12 protein-coding genes are annotated in these 15,478 nt (G+C 60.3%); all 12 read right to left on the bottom strand.

Annotated elements, in window-relative coordinates:
- Positions 1-76: 76 nt before the first annotated feature.
- The gene (gene yjfF, locus DN611_RS00945) at positions 77-1,078 is read right to left on the bottom strand and encodes a galactofuranose ABC transporter, permease protein YjfF (RefSeq protein WP_021748032.1); all 1,002 of its coding nucleotides are present in this window, start codon (positions 1,076-1,078) and stop codon (positions 77-79) included.
- Positions 1,075-2,106, bottom strand: coding sequence for an ABC transporter permease (locus DN611_RS00940; protein ID WP_309452332.1), 1,032 nt, complete (start codon positions 2,104-2,106; stop codon positions 1,075-1,077). The genes yjfF and DN611_RS00940 overlap by 4 nt, the downstream gene beginning before the upstream one ends.
- On the bottom strand, positions 2,107-3,585 hold the full coding sequence (locus tag DN611_RS00935) for a sugar ABC transporter ATP-binding protein (RefSeq protein WP_305148300.1): 1,479 nt from the start codon (positions 3,583-3,585) through the stop codon (positions 2,107-2,109).
- A gap of 161 nt (positions 3,586-3,746) precedes the next feature.
- The gene (locus DN611_RS00930; RefSeq protein WP_119310437.1) at positions 3,747-4,760 is read right to left on the bottom strand and encodes an ABC transporter substrate-binding protein; all 1,014 of its coding nucleotides are present in this window, start codon (positions 4,758-4,760) and stop codon (positions 3,747-3,749) included.
- A 186-nt stretch (positions 4,761-4,946) separates the two neighbouring features.
- Positions 4,947-6,401, bottom strand: a complete 1,455-nt coding sequence (locus tag DN611_RS00925) for a sensor histidine kinase (protein WP_160117384.1) — start codon at positions 6,399-6,401, stop codon at positions 4,947-4,949.
- Positions 6,402-6,406: 5 nt separating this feature from the next.
- Positions 6,407-7,906, bottom strand: a complete 1,500-nt coding sequence (locus DN611_RS00920; protein ID WP_158629783.1) for a helix-turn-helix domain-containing protein — start codon at positions 7,904-7,906, stop codon at positions 6,407-6,409.
- 950 nt (positions 7,907-8,856) lie between these two features.
- Complete coding sequence (phnX, locus tag DN611_RS00915; RefSeq protein ID WP_119310434.1) at positions 8,857-9,630, bottom strand: phosphonoacetaldehyde hydrolase; 774 nt, start codon at positions 9,628-9,630, stop codon at positions 8,857-8,859.
- Positions 9,627-10,733, bottom strand: a complete 1,107-nt coding sequence (locus DN611_RS00910) for a 2-aminoethylphosphonate--pyruvate transaminase (protein ID WP_021748043.1) — start codon at positions 10,731-10,733, stop codon at positions 9,627-9,629. Before DN611_RS00910 ends, phnX begins: the two co-directional genes overlap by 4 nt.
- 34 nt (positions 10,734-10,767) lie before the next feature.
- Positions 10,768-11,751, bottom strand: a complete 984-nt coding sequence (locus DN611_RS00905; protein WP_119310433.1) for an ABC transporter substrate-binding protein — start codon at positions 11,749-11,751, stop codon at positions 10,768-10,770.
- On the bottom strand, positions 11,748-13,427 hold the full coding sequence (locus tag DN611_RS00900; RefSeq protein ID WP_021748045.1) for an ABC transporter permease subunit: 1,680 nt from the start codon (positions 13,425-13,427) through the stop codon (positions 11,748-11,750). Before DN611_RS00900 ends, DN611_RS00905 begins: the two co-directional genes overlap by 4 nt.
- A gap of 11 nt (positions 13,428-13,438) precedes the next feature.
- Complete coding sequence (locus DN611_RS00895) at positions 13,439-14,209, bottom strand: ABC transporter ATP-binding protein (RefSeq protein ID WP_119310432.1); 771 nt, start codon at positions 14,207-14,209, stop codon at positions 13,439-13,441.
- Between the two features lie 199 nt (positions 14,210-14,408).
- On the bottom strand, positions 14,409-15,290 hold the full coding sequence (locus tag DN611_RS00890; protein ID WP_119310431.1) for a MurR/RpiR family transcriptional regulator: 882 nt from the start codon (positions 15,288-15,290) through the stop codon (positions 14,409-14,411).
- Between the last annotated feature and the right edge of the window lie 188 nt (positions 15,291-15,478).

Below are 15,478 nucleotides of genomic sequence, written 5' to 3'. Positions count from 1 at the left end.
TCCTGAAATGGACACAGCCACCAGGACGTGCCTGGTGACTGTGCCGGAAAAAAGAAGAAAAGAAGATTGGGAAAAATCAGTGCTCAGAGTTGAGGCGCTGCCGGCTGCGGCTGACCACCGCCTGGATCACAATGAACAGGCACAGCAGCAGGGCGATGATGATGCGCGTCCACCAGGCGGAGAGCGTCCCCTGGAAGGTGATGAAGGTTTGGATCACACCCTGGATCAGCACGCCGAGAAGGGTGCCTGGCAGGAAGGCCACGCCGCCGGACATCAGCGTGCCGCCGATCACGGAGGAGGCGATGGCGTCCATCTCCATGCTGACGGCGTGGAGGGGATACCCGGAGAGCATGATGAGGGAGTAGACCACACCGGCCAGCGCCGAGCAGAAGCCGCACACCACGTAGGCGAGGATTTTCGTCCGTTTGGTGGGAAGGCCCATCAGCTGCGCAGACATCTCATTTCCGCCCAGCGCGTAGATGTTCCGGCCGAATCGGGTGAACTTCAGCACCAATGTGGCCGCAACCAGCGTCACCAGCGCGATCACCACGCCCACGGAGATGAATCCGCCGGGCAGGACATAGATCCGCGCGGACGCCAGCGAGGTGTACACGGGATTGTCAATAACAATCGTCTCCCGGGAGATGATCGCCGTCATGCCGCGGGCGAAGAACTGCCCCGCCAGCGTGACAATGAAGGGCTGCATGTTGAATTCCGTAATCAGCCAGCCCTGGACCAGGCCGAACACAGCCCCCATGGCCAGCACGATCAGGATGACGGCGGGCGCGGGCAGGCCCGTGTTCTGCAGCATCTGCGCCGACGACATACAGGTCAGCGCCACCACAGAGCCGATGGAGATGTCAATCCCGCCGATCAGCAGGACAAAGGTGATGCCGATGGTGGCAATGATCAGGGCCGCATTGTCGATCAGCAGGTTGCAGAACACCTGGGGCTTCATGAAGCCCCGGTAGTTCATCATGCCGACCACATACAGCAGCACGAACAGGCTCAGGGTGATGCCGAAGGAAAAATACCGGGAACCGACCAGGCGGTCTTTCAGGCTGCTCTTCTGCTTCATCTCTGCTTCACCGCCTTTTCTGCTGTGCGCTTCTCCAGAACACCCTTGAATTTTTCGGACTGGAGGAGGCAGATCAAAATGACCACAAGGGCCTTGTATACCGGCAGCTGCTCCGAGGAGACGCCCAGCGCGTACAGCGTGGTGGTCATCGTCTGGATGGTGATGGCGCCGATGATGGAGCCGCCGATGTAGAATTTGCCGCCGCTGAGAAGCGTTCCGCCCAAGGCCACGGACAAGATGGCGTCCATCTCCATGTTGAGGCCGGCGTTGTTGGGGTCCGCCGCCGCGATCATGGAGGATTCCATCAGTCCGGCAATGCCGGCGCAGATGCCGGAGAAGACGTACACCATAAAGATGATGGAGGAGACCTTGAGGCCCGTGCGCCGGGCGGCGTTGGCATTGATGCCCACCGCCTGGACGAACAGTCCCACAGACGTCTTTTTCTGGATTAGAACCACAAACAGCACCATGAGGGCGGCAATGAAGATGGTGGTAGGCAGGGGGCTGCCGGGAATGGTGGTGCCGATGTAGGTGAAGGGCTCATAGTACACGGTGACATTCTGCCCCTTGGTAATCAGCATGGCGATGCCTCGTCCGGCGGTCAGCAGGATCAGTGTGGCCACCATGGGCTGGATCTTCAGCTTGGAGACCAGGAAGCCGTTCCACACGCCGCACAGGGCGCAGACCAGCACGGCGATCAGACAGGCCGGCAGCAGCGGCATATTGGCTGTGCCGTCCCCTGCTCCGCCGATCAGGGAGCAGCAGATGGCGCCGGAGATAGCGATGACAGAGCCTTGGGAGATGTCGATGCCCCCGGTGGCGATGACGAAGGTCATGCCCATAGACAAGATCACCAGGATCGAAGCCCGGTTGAGAATGTCAATAATGCGCCCGTAAAACTGGCCGTTCTGGAACTCAATGGCAAAAAAGCCGGGGGTGGCAAACGCGTTGAACACCAGCAGCAGAGCCAGGGCAAACAGCGGCAGAAACAGGTGGTTGGACGTCACCTTTTTCACTTTTCCCATCATTTAGGCACCTCCTGCAATGGCTGCCATCACCCGGTCGGAGTTGATGTCGTCGCCGGTCAGTTCCGCCACCTTCCGCCGGTCCCGCAGGACTGCCAGGCGTGTGCAGGTGCGGGTCATCTCGTCAATCTCGCTGGAGATGAAGATAATGGACATGTGCTGCTCCCGGGCCAGCTGGATCACCATTTTCTGGATCTCCGTCTTGGTGCCGATGTCGATGCCGCGGGTGGGCTCATCCAGGATCAGCAGATCCGGCTGCGTCACCAGCCAGCGGGCGATGATGGCCTTCTGCTGGTTGCCGCCGGAGAGGTTGCGGATTAGCTGCTCCGGAGAGGAGACCTTGATCTGCAGCAGCTTGATGTACTCGTCGGCGATCCGCTCCTGCTCCTTCAGGGGGATGTGGTTCCACATGCCCTTTTTGGCCTGAAGGCCGATGATGATGTTCTCCCGGACGGAGAGGTCCCCGATGATGCCCTGAATCTTCCGGTCCTCCGGGCAGAAGGCGATCTTGTGGTGCATGGCGTCCAGGGGGGAGTTGAAATGGACTTCCCGGCCGTTCATCCGCAGTGCGCCCTGTTCGGGCTTGGCCACGCCGGCCAGAAGCTCTGCCGTTTCCGTGCGGCCTGAGCCCAACAGGCCGGCAAAGCCCACGACTTCGCCCCTGTGGATCTGCAGGTCAAAATCCTGGATACGGCCGAACGCGGAGAGTCCGTCGGCCTCGATCAGCACCTCGTCCCCGCACAGGGCGGTGTTTTTGCCCATGCTCTGAATATCCCCCAGCTCCTTGCCGATCATCTTGGAGATCAGCTCCACCCGGGGCAGCTCCGCCACGGCATAGGCGCCCACCAGCTCACCGTTGCGCAGCACCGTGATCCGGTCGCAGAGCTCATAGATCTGATCCAGGAAGTGGGAGACAAAGATGACCCCCAGGCCCTGGGCCTTCAGCTTGCGCACCACTGCGAACAGGCGCTGGGTCTCCTCCTCATCCAGGGAGGAGGTGGGCTCGTCCAGGATCAGCACCTTTGCGTCCACATCCACCGCACGGGCAATGGCAATCATCTGCTGGACGGCCACCGAGTAGCTCCCCAGCGTCTTTGTCACGTCAATGTTCAGATTCAGCGTAGTCAGCAGCTCCGCGGCCCGGCGGTTGATGGTCTTCCAGTCGATGCCGCCCGCCTTTTTGGGCTCACGGCCGATAAAGATGTTCTCCGCCACGCTCAGATTGGGGCACAGGTTGACCTCCTGATACACGGTGGAAATGCCGCACTTCATGGCCTCCAGCGGGCTGGAGGGGGAAATGGGCCTGCCCTCCATGGCGATCTTGCCGCCGTCCTTTGCGTGGACGCCAGTCAGGACCTTAATCAGGGTGGATTTTCCCGCGCCGTTTTCGCCGACCAGCGCGTGGACTTCACCGGAGTGCAGGGTGAAATCCACATTCTCCAGCGCGCGGACGCCGGGGAAGTATTTACAGATTCCCCGCATTGTCAACAGGGCTTCTTCTGCCACAGGTCATCACATCCTTTGTCTTGGATTCGGCGGGCCTGGCATCCCGCCGGAGGCCCTGGGGAGCCAGGGCAAAACAGTCCGCGGGCGGGGAGGACATCCCCCGCCCGCGGGATCATGGAACGGTTGGCGAAAGCCGGTCAATAGGTGCGGTTGGGCAGCTCCTGCTCGGCAATGTCAGCGGGGAAGATCCCCTCTTCCAGCTCAATGGTGGCGGGTACTTCTTCGCCGGCCACAATCTTCTTGGCGGTTTCCATCAGGGTCTCGCCGAAGTTGGGGGTGTGCTCCACGGCGCAGTTCATCTTGCCCTCGATCATAGCGTTGAACTCGCCCTTGGCGGCGTCGATGGAGACGATGACGATGTCCTCACCGGGCTTCAGTCCGGCAGCCTCAATGGCCTGAATAGCGCCCAGAGCCATATCCCCGTTGCAGGAGAAGAGAATATCGATCTTGTCCCCGTCGGACTTCAGGAAGGACTCCATGACCTCCATGCCCTTGGCACGGGTGTACTCACCGGTCTGGGAACAGATGACGTTGTACTTGCCGCTGTTGGGGGATTCGGCCATGGCATCGGTGAATCCCTGCAGGCGGTCGGCGGCCACGGAGGAGCCGACCGTGCCCTCCAGAATCGCCACCTGGAACTGATCGCCGCCGGCACGGGGAGTCTTGCCCTCAGCAGTCATATACTCGTCAACCCAATTGAAGGCATTAGCACCCTCCTTCAGGGCGTCGGCAAAGATGTGGGTCACATACAGAGAGGGGTCCGCAGTCACGCCGCGGTCCACCAGGACCACCGGGATCCCGGCGTCCTTGGCCTCCTGCAGGACCGTATCCCAGCCGGTCTCCACGATGGGGCAGAAGGAGATCACATCCACGTCAGATGCGATGAAGGAGCGGATGGCCTTGATCTGGTTCTCCTGCTTCTGCTGTGCGTCGGAGAACTGGAGGGTCACGCCGGCGGCCTCCGCGGCAGCCTTGATGTTGTCGGTGTTGGCAGTGCGCCACTCGCTCTCAGAACCGACCTGGGCAAATCCAAGGGTGATGCTGTCCTCACTGCCGGCATCGGCGCTTTCCGCGCCTCCATCACTGCAGGCGGCCAGAGACAGGGCCATCGCAGCGGCCAAAACGCCGGTCAACCATTTCTTCAGTTTCATACCTTTCAATCCTTTCTCGCTTTCTTCATCTTCCGAATGGGCGGTCTCGCGCCCTGTGTTAAATAATATACAAGACGCCTCCACCTTTGAAAAGAGGCGCTCCAACGGGTTTTTATTTGAATTTTACAGAAAAAAGTCCGGCCGGAAAGCCGGACTTTTGCTTTTTTCTGCTGCTTCTCAGCTTTTTTACGATTTTGCCGGAATCTGCAGTGTGACCCGAGTCCCGCAGCCCAGCCGAGAACTCACGTGAATGCCGTAATCCGCTCCATAGGCCAGCTGAATGCGCTTTTGAATATTGGGCAGCCCAAACCCGCCCTCGGAAATCTGGCCGAGATCTCCGGCCACCTCCCGTTGCACTTCCTCCAATTTCTCAGGCGTCATGCCGCAGCCGTCATCTGCCACCTGAACCACCAGGCAACCGTCCTTCACATCGGCGCAGACGCGGATGGTGCCGCCCCCCCGCTTCTTTTCAATGCCGTGGTACAGCGCGTTTTCCACAAGGGGCTGCAGGCTCAGCTTTTGGATCCGGCAGTCCAAGGCTTCGGGCTCCGCCTGGATCTCATAGTTCAGGATATCGGCATAGCGCACTTTCTGAATATAGAGATAGCTTTGGATGCAGGACAGCTCCTCCTGAAGGGACACCACTGCGCGGCCTTTGCTGAGGACCACCCGGAAAAACCGGGAGAGGGACTGGACCACCTGAATGACCTGCTCCTTGTCCCCGGACTCCGCCAGCCAGACGATGATCTCCAGCGTGTTGTAGAGAAAGTGGGGATTGATCTGTTCCTGAAGCAGCCGCAGCTCCAGCTGCTCCTGGGTGCGGGTGTCCTCCTCCACTTTTTCCATCAGGCGCTGGAGTTTTGCCGCCATGCGGTTGAAGCTCTTGTTGAGGATGGTGACCTCATTCTCCCCGGCATCTTCCATCAGGGCATCAAAGTCGCCCTCCGCCAGCCGCCGGGTGTTTTCCACCAGCGCCTGGATGGGGTCGTTGATGGTCCGGTTGATGCGCATCAGCAAAAATGCCAGAACCGCCACCATCAGCACCACCGCCGCCAGATCCCCCAGCAGCAGCAGCTGAAATCCGGTCTGGAGCATCTGATCAATGGACTCCCCCCAGAGCAGCTCCAGATAAATGTATTCCTCAATCTGGTTGTACACCAGGGCGGAGACATCCCGAATCTGCTCCAGCGTCACATTCTGCAGTTCCAGGGACACGTCCGCATCAATCTCCTGCCCCAGCTTCTGACAGTACCGCTGCAGGGTGCCGAAGGTGCGCGTGGCAATCTGCAGCTGGATCCGGCCGTTTTCAGAATTGTTCTCCTGCTTCAGCAGATACAGCCCCTGGCGAATTTCCTCCATGTGGTGGAAGAGCTGGGTCGTCTCCAGGGTGCGGCGCCCCGCCACCAGATAATAGGCGTCCAGGCTCACGTCATCCCGGACAGTGGGGATCAGCTTGTTTGCGGAAATGACCCGCTCCGCCAGGATATGGTATTCTCCCAAAAAGTGGTGGGACAGGCCGATAACCAGCAGGTTGATACTCAACATCCCCACCAGGATGACCGTAAACCCCGCCAGGATCTTGCTCCGTATGCTCCCACGGCGGCCCAGGGCGGTTTTCAGGGCGCCGGCTGCACGACTCATCCGTCTCATAGCGTGTGGGAGCGGCGGTACTGGCTGGGCGTCTGCCCGGTGTTTTTCTTGAACAGCATGCTGAAATACTCCATATTCTGATACCCCACCCGTTCTCCGACCTCACTGACCCGCAGATCGCTGGTAATCAGCAGGCGTTTGGCCTGGCGAATTCGGACCTCCGTCAGATATTCACTGAACCCGACGCCAATTTTGGATTTGAAAAGCGTGCTGAGGTGGTTGGGGCTTACAGACACTGCATTCGCAACCGAGGAGAGGGACAGCTCCGGGTCCATATAGTGGCGGTCGATATACGCTCTGGCTTGCTCTGCGGAGGGCGTGTGCCGGCTGCCCCCGGGGCGGACCTCCATCACCTCTTCGCAGAGCTGGCAAGCCAGCGTCAGGAAATCATCTACGGAATTCGTCAGCAGAATACGCTTTTCCAGCAGATCCTCCTGGCGCAGGGATTCCGGAAGGGGGATCCGGTTTTCCTGGCAGAACTCATGGACCACAAAGAAAAGCTCTGTATAGAGATAGCAGCGATAGACAAAGGAGGAATACCCGGACTCGATGGTCGGCCGGTAGTGGGCCCAAAATGACGGAAGTGCAGACGGCTTCCCAGTCCGCAAAAAGTCCAGCAGGGTGTCCCGCTGGAAGGAGGTGGAGTGGGACAGCGTCTTGCTGTCTGCGGACTCCCGCTGCTTTTTCTGAATCGTCAGCAGATGGTATGCTTTCGGCAGGTCGCTGAGCCGGGCCGCCTGTTTTCCAGGCAGCAGATGCACGCTCAGTCCCTCCTGCCCGGCCAGCGCCTCCAGCCATGCAGAGAACTCCCGCAATTTTGGGGGAAGCCCGGCCGCGTCTTCCGCCAGCAGCAGGAACGTGGCCCGCTCCCCATCAAAGCCGGAGCCGTATGCCATTGGCGCGGCATACAGCTTGTCCCGCAGCGCCTCCCGATCCGGTATCACACCGTCCAGCTCCGTCAGGATGATCTGGTAGGCTCCTGCAGCCAAAGAGATCCCAAGCTGCGCCGCACGCTGGAGCATCTGCGCCGGTCCCATCAGGATGCCGCTGTACAGATTGCTGAAAAAGAGCTCCCGCTGTGTGATGCTATGGCTCTGCCGCTCAATCCGCCGTGCGCGGCATTCCAAAATCTGCGCCTTGCTGCGGTCCACGGCTTCCAGAATATCCCTGCTGGAGACAGGCTTGAGCAGATAGTCATTTACGCCCAGGGTGATGGCCTTTCTGGCATATTCAAATTCATTGTGTCCGCTGAGGATGATGATGCGGGTATCCGGCAGCTCCTTCCGCACGATCCGGGCCAGCTCCAGGCCGTCCATAAACGGCATCTTGATGTCCGTCAGCAGAATATCCGGCCGTTTTTCCAGGAGCTGCGGCAGAGCGACTTCTCCATCCGGCGCATCCCCCAGGAACAGGATATCGTGTTCCTGCCAAGGAACATTGTCTCGGATACTCTCCCGGGCAATCCGCTCATCCTCAACAAGAAACAGCGAAATCATGAGTCTCCTCCCCATACGCAGTGTTCTGAATTTCAAACAGCTCCCGCCGGCAAATCCCACCGAATCCATTCCATGCAAACGGAGAGGCAGCGTCCCGGCTGTGGAACAGGCGTTTTTCTTTATTATATCGTATTTTGTCGAAAAGAAAAGGTGCTGAATCATTTTTGCGGATTTTCCGGCTGTCGGCGTATATGCAAACCGCCGCACGGACAGGCCCCTCCATCGTCCCGGTTCGTGGGGAGAGAGCTATCGGGGCGGCGGCTTTGTGAGGCGAAATATTCAATTCCCGGAAATGAAATGTTGGGGTCTTCGGGCGCAATCAGTCCGGCGGAGGATCCCGCCGTTCCGGCCAAGCAAAGCCACAAACCTGGAGCCGAAGGCCGCTAAGTCTTACTTCGGGAGTCGGCACACCTCTCACATAGAGAGTTTGTTCTCCTGATCTGCCGGCAAAATCTTAATGGTATGAGAATCGTGGGCAGCACAGTCCGGCCCAGTGCCTGTAACGGCTGCTTCTGCTCGCTTTTCAGTCCAGTCAATCGGCTCGAATTGAGAACCGGAAATGGTAGGAGACACGTCTACGGCCCACATAGCTGATTTCCAGAAGGTCCCTTGCCTTTCTCTCACTTAACTGCCAAATCCATTCATTGATGACGCCCATTCAGATTTCATCCGGACTTGATTCCTCCTTTTGTTCGTTCCGGTGGTTGGCAGCTCTCTTCCATTCCAGCAAAGGAGGATGCTTTTTCAGAGCTTAGGCTTTGGGGAACCTCCGGCTGTTCCGGCAGTTTTCTTTATGCACGGAAAAGCCGTCTGATTTCTTAAAAAATCAGACGGCTTTGTGGCTGCTGGGGCCGGATTTGAACCAACGGCCTGCGGGTTATGGGCTGCTGTCGGTTTCTCCATCTGCATGGCCTGGGGGCAGCATCAGTTGAGATGTACTTGGGTTGTGATTACCCGATCATCCGAATGAGCTCCGGCAGCTGGGACAAATCGTTCAGCACAAAGTGGGCTCCAGCGGTGCGGAAGGTCTCCTCTGCCCGGCGGCAGGCATCCCTGCGCACCTCCGGAGTGAGGGCCTCGTACTCTGTCTGGCTCAGACCCAGGACGGAGCTGCCCTCGATGACCCCCACTGACCACACGCCGGCGTTGACCCCCTCCCGGATGTCGGAGACAGTGTCCCCCACCTTCACGGCGTTCTTCACACTGGGGACCTCCAGCGCCTTCAGGTTTTCAAAGATCATGTAGGGATCGGGACGGCCCCTGCCGCCCACCCCGTCGGGGCTGATCCAGAAGTCGGGGGCGTAGCCCAGCCGGGCGGCCTTGGGTGCGACAATGTGCATCATGGAGTCGGTATAGCCGGTGGTGGAGCCAATCTTCAGCCCCATCTCCCGCAGGGCGGCCGCTGTTTCCACCGCAAACGGTTTGGGTGTGGAAAACCGGTCCAGGATGGAGAAGAGCTTGGGCTCAAACAGGGCGTACACAGCCTCCACGTCCTCCTCCCCCGCGGGGCGGCCGTGGGTCTCCTCCCAGACCCGGGCGATGCGCTCCATTCGGAGCATGGTGCGGATGTGGTCCCGCTTCAGCATACCCATGGGCTTACGGGTCTCCTCCAGGGTGACCGGCACGCCGTGGTGGGCGAAGGCCTCCTGAAAGGCCTGGACGGGGGCGAAGCAGCCGTAGTCTACAGTGGTGCCCGCCCAGTCAAAGATGACGGCCCGGATCATGCGATCTCCTCCTTATGGGCGGCCAGGAAGCCGGCGATGATGGAAGCAAGTTTCTCAATATCCTCCGGGTAGATCTCTCCGATGTTGCCCACCCGGAAGGTATCTGCATCGGTGAGCTTGCCCGGGTAGAGGACGTAGCCCCGCTCCTTGATGTAGGTGTAAAACTCGGAGAACTGGAAGGGTACCCCGGCGGGATAGAAGAAGGTGGTGATGATGGGGCCCTGGCGGCTCCCGTCGATGTATGGGGCAAATCCCATGGCGCGCATCTTCTCAATGAGCAGGCGGTTGTTCTCGGCATAGCGGCGGTGCCGGGCGGGGATGCCCCCCTCCGCCTCCAGCTCGTCCAGTGCCTTGGAGAAGGCCAGCACCACATGGGTGGGGGAGGTGAAGCGCCACTTGCCGTCCTTCTCCATCCCCTTCCACTGGTCCAGCAGGTCCAGAGACAGAGAGCGGGCCTTGCCCTCGCTGGAGAGCAGCTTGTCCCGGCGGCACAGGATGAAGGAGAAGCCGGGTACTCCCTGGATGCACTTGTTGGCGCTGGACACCAGAAAGTCGATGCCCCAGTCGGAGACGGGGATATCCACCCCGCCGAAGGAGGACATGGCGTCCACGATGAAGGTCCGCCCAGCGTCCCGGACCACCTTGCCCACGGACTGGATGTCGTTGAGGATGCCGCTGGTGGTCTCACTGTGGACCATGGCCACGTGGGTAATGGCCGGGTCCTGAGCCAGCAGACGGGCGACGCGGGCGGGGTCGGGGATGTGGTCATAACTCTCGGCGTAGTGGACATAGGGAATGCGGTTCCGGTCACAGATCCGGGTCATGCGCACCCCGTAGGCCCCGTTGGAGCAGATGAGGACCTTGTCCTCGTCCCCCACCACGCTGGAGAGGACGCTCTCCACTCCGAAGGTGCCGCTGCCCTGCATCAGGACGGCCGTGTAGTCATCCTCCGACACGTGCCCCAGCTGGAGCAGCTGGCGGCGGATCTTCTGGGTGACGGCCTTGTAGTCGTCATCCCAGGTGCACCGGTCCACCAGCATCTCCTCCTTCACCGTGTCGGTGGTGGTCAGGGGCCCGGGGGTCAGTAGTTTATAGGTATTCATGGTCGGTTCCTCCTTTTCTCACAGACAAGCCAGTTCAGCCCTTGGCCCGTTCGGAGAGCTCCTGGTGGGCGGTGAACAGCTCGAAGGTCAGGGGCTCGTCAAAGATGCTGGGGTAGTCGGACTGGTTGGCGGGGTCGGCGGTCTCGCCCTCATAGAGGGGATTCGGGTAGGTTTGGATCAGCTCGGCGCGGCCGTTTTCTATGATGCACCGCGCCATCTCCATGGCCAGGGGGTTGGTGTCCTCCCCCTTGTCCAGGACGGCCACGGACTCAGTAAGGGAGAAGTTGCCCTCCGTGGGGTCCACGTAGTCGATGGGCAGGCCGTCAGCCTTGTCGGCCACTGCCTGGTGGCGCAGACCGAAGCCGATGGCCACCTCGCCGGCCCGGCACAGCTTCAGGGGGCCGGAGCCGGAGGTCTCGATGTGGGCGCCGCAGTTGTCATAGATGGCGGCCAGCGTCTCCTCGGCCCCGTCCTCGCCGTAGGCGTCCACCAGGGCCTGGATCAGCAGCCATGCGGTGGAGGAGGACTGGATGTCAGTGACGGCCACCTGTCCGGCGTACACTGGGTCAGCCAGGTCCTTCAGGCAGGTGGGAGTGGGCAGGTTCTCTGAGGCCATCAGCTCAGTGTTCAGGATGATGGCCCCCTCCTGGGAGGTGATGGGGGCGGTGTAGTCAGGCACCTCCTCCAGGGTGTTCACCTCAAAGTCCAGGGGCAGGAACATGTTGTTCTGCTCCTGGGCGCTCTGGAGATAGAAGGTGCTCATGGTCACGAGATCCGCCTCTAGGTTGGTGCCCTCGGCCAGCAGCTTGCCCCCCAGCTCGGAGGTGCCGTAGGTCTGCACGATATACTTGCCCTCATAGCCGCCTGCGTCCAGAGCGTTCTCCATGGCAGTGACGGCCTCCTCATCGGCGTTGGAGTAGATGACGATCTGGTCATCGCCGGAGCCGGAGCTGCCGCAGCCGGCGAGAAGGGTCAGGGTCAGGGCGGTTCCCAGGGCGAGGTATTTTTTGAAATTCATTGGACTGCTTCCTTTCTGTTTCCAAAGAGTTGGATGGAACGGCGCTCTTTCACCGGATGGGATGCCTTATAGCTGGCCAGGCAGGAGAAGAGCCCCTTGGCGATCAGGTTAGTGGCCAGGATCAGCAGGGAGAGGACGAACACCTCGTTGAAGCGGTTCACGTACTGCAGCTGCTTGATCATGGTGGTGAGAACCATGGTCCGGGCCCCGGCGATGAAAATGAGGGCGCTGATGGTGACCATGGAATTGATGAAGTAGTAGCTGAACACCTCGATGAGACTGGACAGAGCGTTGGGGGTGACCACCCGGAGGATGGTCTGGAGCCAGCTGTCCCCCATGAGCATGGCTGTGGTCTCCCAGCCGGCGTTCATCTTGGACAGGGAGTTCTTCATCATCAAATAGGGGGTGGAGAAGTAGTGGACGATGTTGCACAGGATCATCAGCAGCAGGGTATTCTGCAGGCCGCTGCCGGAGAAGAGAAACAGATAGGCCACACCCAGCACCATGCCGGGGATGGCGTTGGTCACCAGGGCAATGCTCTCGATGACCCGCTTGTACCGCGGGGGCAAGGTGCTCCGGGCGGTGATGAGGGCGGCGCCGTAGGCCGCCAGAGTGCCCAGGAAGGCAGTGAGCAGGGCCATCACCAGAGAGTGCCAGTAGACGGTAATCAGCTCGCTGTCGGTGAATACGGCGGCGAAGTGCTCCAGGGAGAAGCTGGTCTGATAGGGCCACTCCTCCACCAGGGGGACCACAAAGATCACCGCGAAGATAGACAGGATGGCCACTGAGATCGCCGTGCTGGAGACGCCCCACCCCGTATCCCGCAGGGGGTTCTTCCGCAGGTCCGCCTGGGAGATGCGGGTATAGCGGATATTGAACCGCTCCAGCAGCTGCAGGATGCAGATGCTGCCGATGGAGGGGATGAGCAGGATCATGGCGATGACCGCCCCCCGGTTGAAGTCGGGGATGCCGCCCAGCATCTGGTTGTAGAGGAGGGTGGCGATGACCTCATAGCCGCCGCCCACTGAGGCGGGGATGCCGAAGTCGGTGAAGCACAGGAAGAAGGCCTGAATGAAGGCGCCCGCCAGAGTTCCCAGCAGGGGGCGAAGAATGGCGATCCAGAAGGTGGCCAGGTCCCGGTCCCCCATGGCCTTGGAGACAATGATGGTCTTTTTGTCCACAAAACCCATGGTGTTGTGGATCAGCAGGAAGGCCACCGGAATGGTATAGATCACATAGCCCACCAGCAGCCCGCCGAAGCCGTAGATGTCAAAGAACTGCCGCCCCAGCAGGCGGGTGAGCAGCCCCTGTTTGCCGAAGGAGTAGATGATGGCAAAGCCATAGGTGATGGTGGGCAGGAACATGGGCAGGGTCGCGATGGCGGTGATGAGCCGCTTGGCCCACCTGGGCAATCCGGTGTAGTGGACCGCATAGGCCATCAGGAAGGCGATGACCGTGGCCGTCACGGCCGATGCGGCCGCCACCGCAAAGCTGTTGCCAAGGGCCGTGAGAAATCCCTCCCGGGTCACCACCGAGGCATAGAACTCCCAGGTAAATCCGCCCTCCCCCACCAGGGACTTGCCCAGCAGCAGGAGGATGGGGGCGGCCAGGAAGCCCACGAACAGAAGGGTGATGATCCAGAAAATCCCCTTCAGCTCCCAATTTTTCCGTCTCATGGCGCCTTTCCTCAAACAGCCTCGCCGGCCAGCTGCGGGCGGTCGCCGAACAGGGCGTAGATATTGCCGCGCTTGATCTCCAGCTGGCGGAGGATGAACTTGCGCACAAAGTCGTTCCTGGGCTGGTGGACGATCTCGTCCGGCCTGGCGTACTGGGAGATGGACCCCTGATCGATGATGAGCACCCGGTCGGACAGGGTGAGGGCCTCCTCCGGGTCATGGGTGACGATGATGGTGGTCAGGTGGTACTCCCGGGCGATGGTCTTGATCCGGTCCTTGATGGATTCCTTGATGACTCCGTCCAGGGCGGACAGGGGCTCGTCCAGCAGGAGAATCCGGGGTTTCATCACCAGGGTGCGGGCCAGGGCCACCCGCTGCTTCTGGCCGCCGGAGAGCTGGTCGATGCGCTTGCCCAGGTGCTCCCGCAGGCCCAGCAGGTCGATGAGCTCATCCACCTCCTCCCGGGAGGAGATGCCGGGCTTGTTCCGCAGGCCGTAGGTGATGTTCTGCTGTACGTTTAAATTGGGAAAGAGGGCGTAGTCCTGAAAGACGATGTTGAAGCCCCGCTTCTCCATGGGGGTGCGGGTCAGATCCTCCCCGCTGTATCGGATCTCTCCCTGGTCGGCATCCACGATGCCCAAGATGATATTGAGCAGGGTGGTCTTGCCGCAGCCAGAGGGCCCCAGGATGGAGACGATCTCTCCGTCCTCCACCTGGAGAGAGAGGTCCTTGAGTACAGGCACGCCGTCAAATGCCTTCTGGATATGCTCCAGTTCCAGCATGAAAAACCGCTCCTTTCTCGGTTTCAAAAGTTCTTGTGGGCGCCGCCGCACGTCCGGCGACGGTGTAATCCTAGCAAATTCCAGCTCCGCAAAACAAGCGTAAAAGGTTTAATTTTCCGTTAGAGAAACGTAAAAAGGCATCAAAAACAGGGGGCCTTCCTTGTAGAAAAATTACAAAGAAAGCCCCCGCCGGGGAATCTCACGCCTCCGGATAGCCTCGGTCGGCAATGACCGCTCCGCTTTTGTCCAGACTGCGGGAGAACCGCTCATAGTCGCTCTGAATGATCCCCATGTACAGCAGATCCACCACCGCCAGATCGGGAATGCGGGAGAAGATGGCTGTGCCGTAGATCACAGTGTCCTCTCCCCCGGTATACAGGCACACGTCGGCGTACTTGGCCAAGAGAGGATTCTTCCGACTGGTGACGGCGATGGTGTTTGCCCCCGCCCTTCTGGCCAGTCTCAGCGCCTTCACCGTATCCATGGAGCAGCCGGAGTGGGAAAAGGCTACCGCCACGTCCGCCACCCCCAGATGGGCGGCGGCGATCTGCTGGAGATAGGCGTCGGTGTGCATCCGGCAGCAGAGCCCCAGATAGGTCAGCTTGGTCAGGAGATCACTGGCCGGCGTGCAGGAGTTCTCCACCCCGTAGATGTCGATGGTCCGGGCAGTGGCAAGCATCCGCACGGCCCGGTCCAGCTCCTGGACGGACAGGGACTTCAGTGCCTCCTCCAGCAGGCCGCCGGACACCCGAACCTCTTTCAGGGGGAGGTCCTCCAGCTGGTCCCAGGGCTTCAAGTCGAAGCCTCCCAAGTGGTCGAAGCAGGCCTCCCGGGCCGCGCCGCCGCTGCGGTCCCGGATGAGGCAGTATTTGAAGTTGCGGTAGCCGTCAAATCCAAGGGCCTGCACGAAACGGATCACTGTGGGCTGGCTCACCTGCACCTGGTCTGCCAGCTCTGAAATGGTGCACCGGGTACAGGTCTCCGGGTCCTTCAGCACATAGTCCGCCACCCGCTGCTCCGATGGCCGCAGGGAGGCGTAGGCGCCGCGCACCCGGTCCAAAACCCGAATATCCTGCCGCATGATCTGATCTCTCCTATCCCGTAGCAAACTTACAAGGCGGTGCCTGTTCTCATGAAAAGCCCCCCCTCAGCGGGAATCGGCCGCTTGTAGAAGAGGCGAAATATTTTTCTCCAACAAGGCCGGCCCGTCGGTTGATACCAGTATAAAGGGAGAGGCGGGGGTCGCTCCACCCCCTGTTTGTAAAATCG

It is taken from the genome of Oscillibacter sp. PEA192, from assembly GCF_003574015.1.
GTDB classification, from domain to species: domain Bacteria; phylum Bacillota; class Clostridia; order Oscillospirales; family Oscillospiraceae; genus Oscillibacter; species Oscillibacter welbionis.
The sequence above is the reverse complement of the archived record's forward strand: the minus strand, read 5'-3'. Positions and strand labels throughout refer to the sequence as shown.

What these genes read in the sequence shown, in the direction of transcription:
- yjfF (WP_021748032.1), bottom strand. Translation starts at nt 1,078, where the DNA reads ATGAAGCAGAAGAGCAGCCTGAAAGACCGCCTGGTCGGTTCCCGGTAT.
- DN611_RS00940 (WP_309452332.1), bottom strand. Translation starts at nt 2,106, where the DNA reads ATGATGGGAAAAGTGAAAAAGGTGACGTCCAACCACCTGTTTCTGCCG.
- DN611_RS00935 (WP_305148300.1), bottom strand. Translation starts at nt 3,585, where the DNA reads ATGCGGGGAATCTGTAAATACTTCCCCGGCGTCCGCGCGCTGGAGAAT.
- DN611_RS00930 (WP_119310437.1), bottom strand. Translation starts at nt 4,760, where the DNA reads ATGAAACTGAAGAAATGGTTGACCGGCGTTTTGGCCGCTGCGATGGCC.
- DN611_RS00925 (WP_160117384.1), bottom strand. Translation starts at nt 6,401, where the DNA reads ATGAGTCGTGCAGCCGGCGCCCTGAAAACCGCCCTGGGCCGCCGTGGG.
- DN611_RS00920 (WP_158629783.1), bottom strand. Translation starts at nt 7,906, where the DNA reads ATGATTTCGCTGTTTCTTGTTGAGGATGAGCGGATTGCCCGGGAGAGT.
- phnX (WP_119310434.1), bottom strand. Translation starts at nt 9,630, where the DNA reads ATGATCCGGGCCGTCATCTTTGACTGGGCGGGCACCACTGTAGACTAC.
- DN611_RS00910 (WP_021748043.1), bottom strand. Translation starts at nt 10,733, where the DNA reads ATGAATACCTATAAACTACTGACCCCCGGGCCCCTGACCACCACCGAC.
- DN611_RS00905 (WP_119310433.1), bottom strand. Translation starts at nt 11,751, where the DNA reads ATGAATTTCAAAAAATACCTCGCCCTGGGAACCGCCCTGACCCTGACC.
- DN611_RS00900 (WP_021748045.1), bottom strand. Translation starts at nt 13,427, where the DNA reads ATGAGACGGAAAAATTGGGAGCTGAAGGGGATTTTCTGGATCATCACC.
- DN611_RS00895 (WP_119310432.1), bottom strand. Translation starts at nt 14,209, where the DNA reads ATGCTGGAACTGGAGCATATCCAGAAGGCATTTGACGGCGTGCCTGTA.
- DN611_RS00890 (WP_119310431.1), bottom strand. Translation starts at nt 15,290, where the DNA reads ATGCGGCAGGATATTCGGGTTTTGGACCGGGTGCGCGGCGCCTACGCC.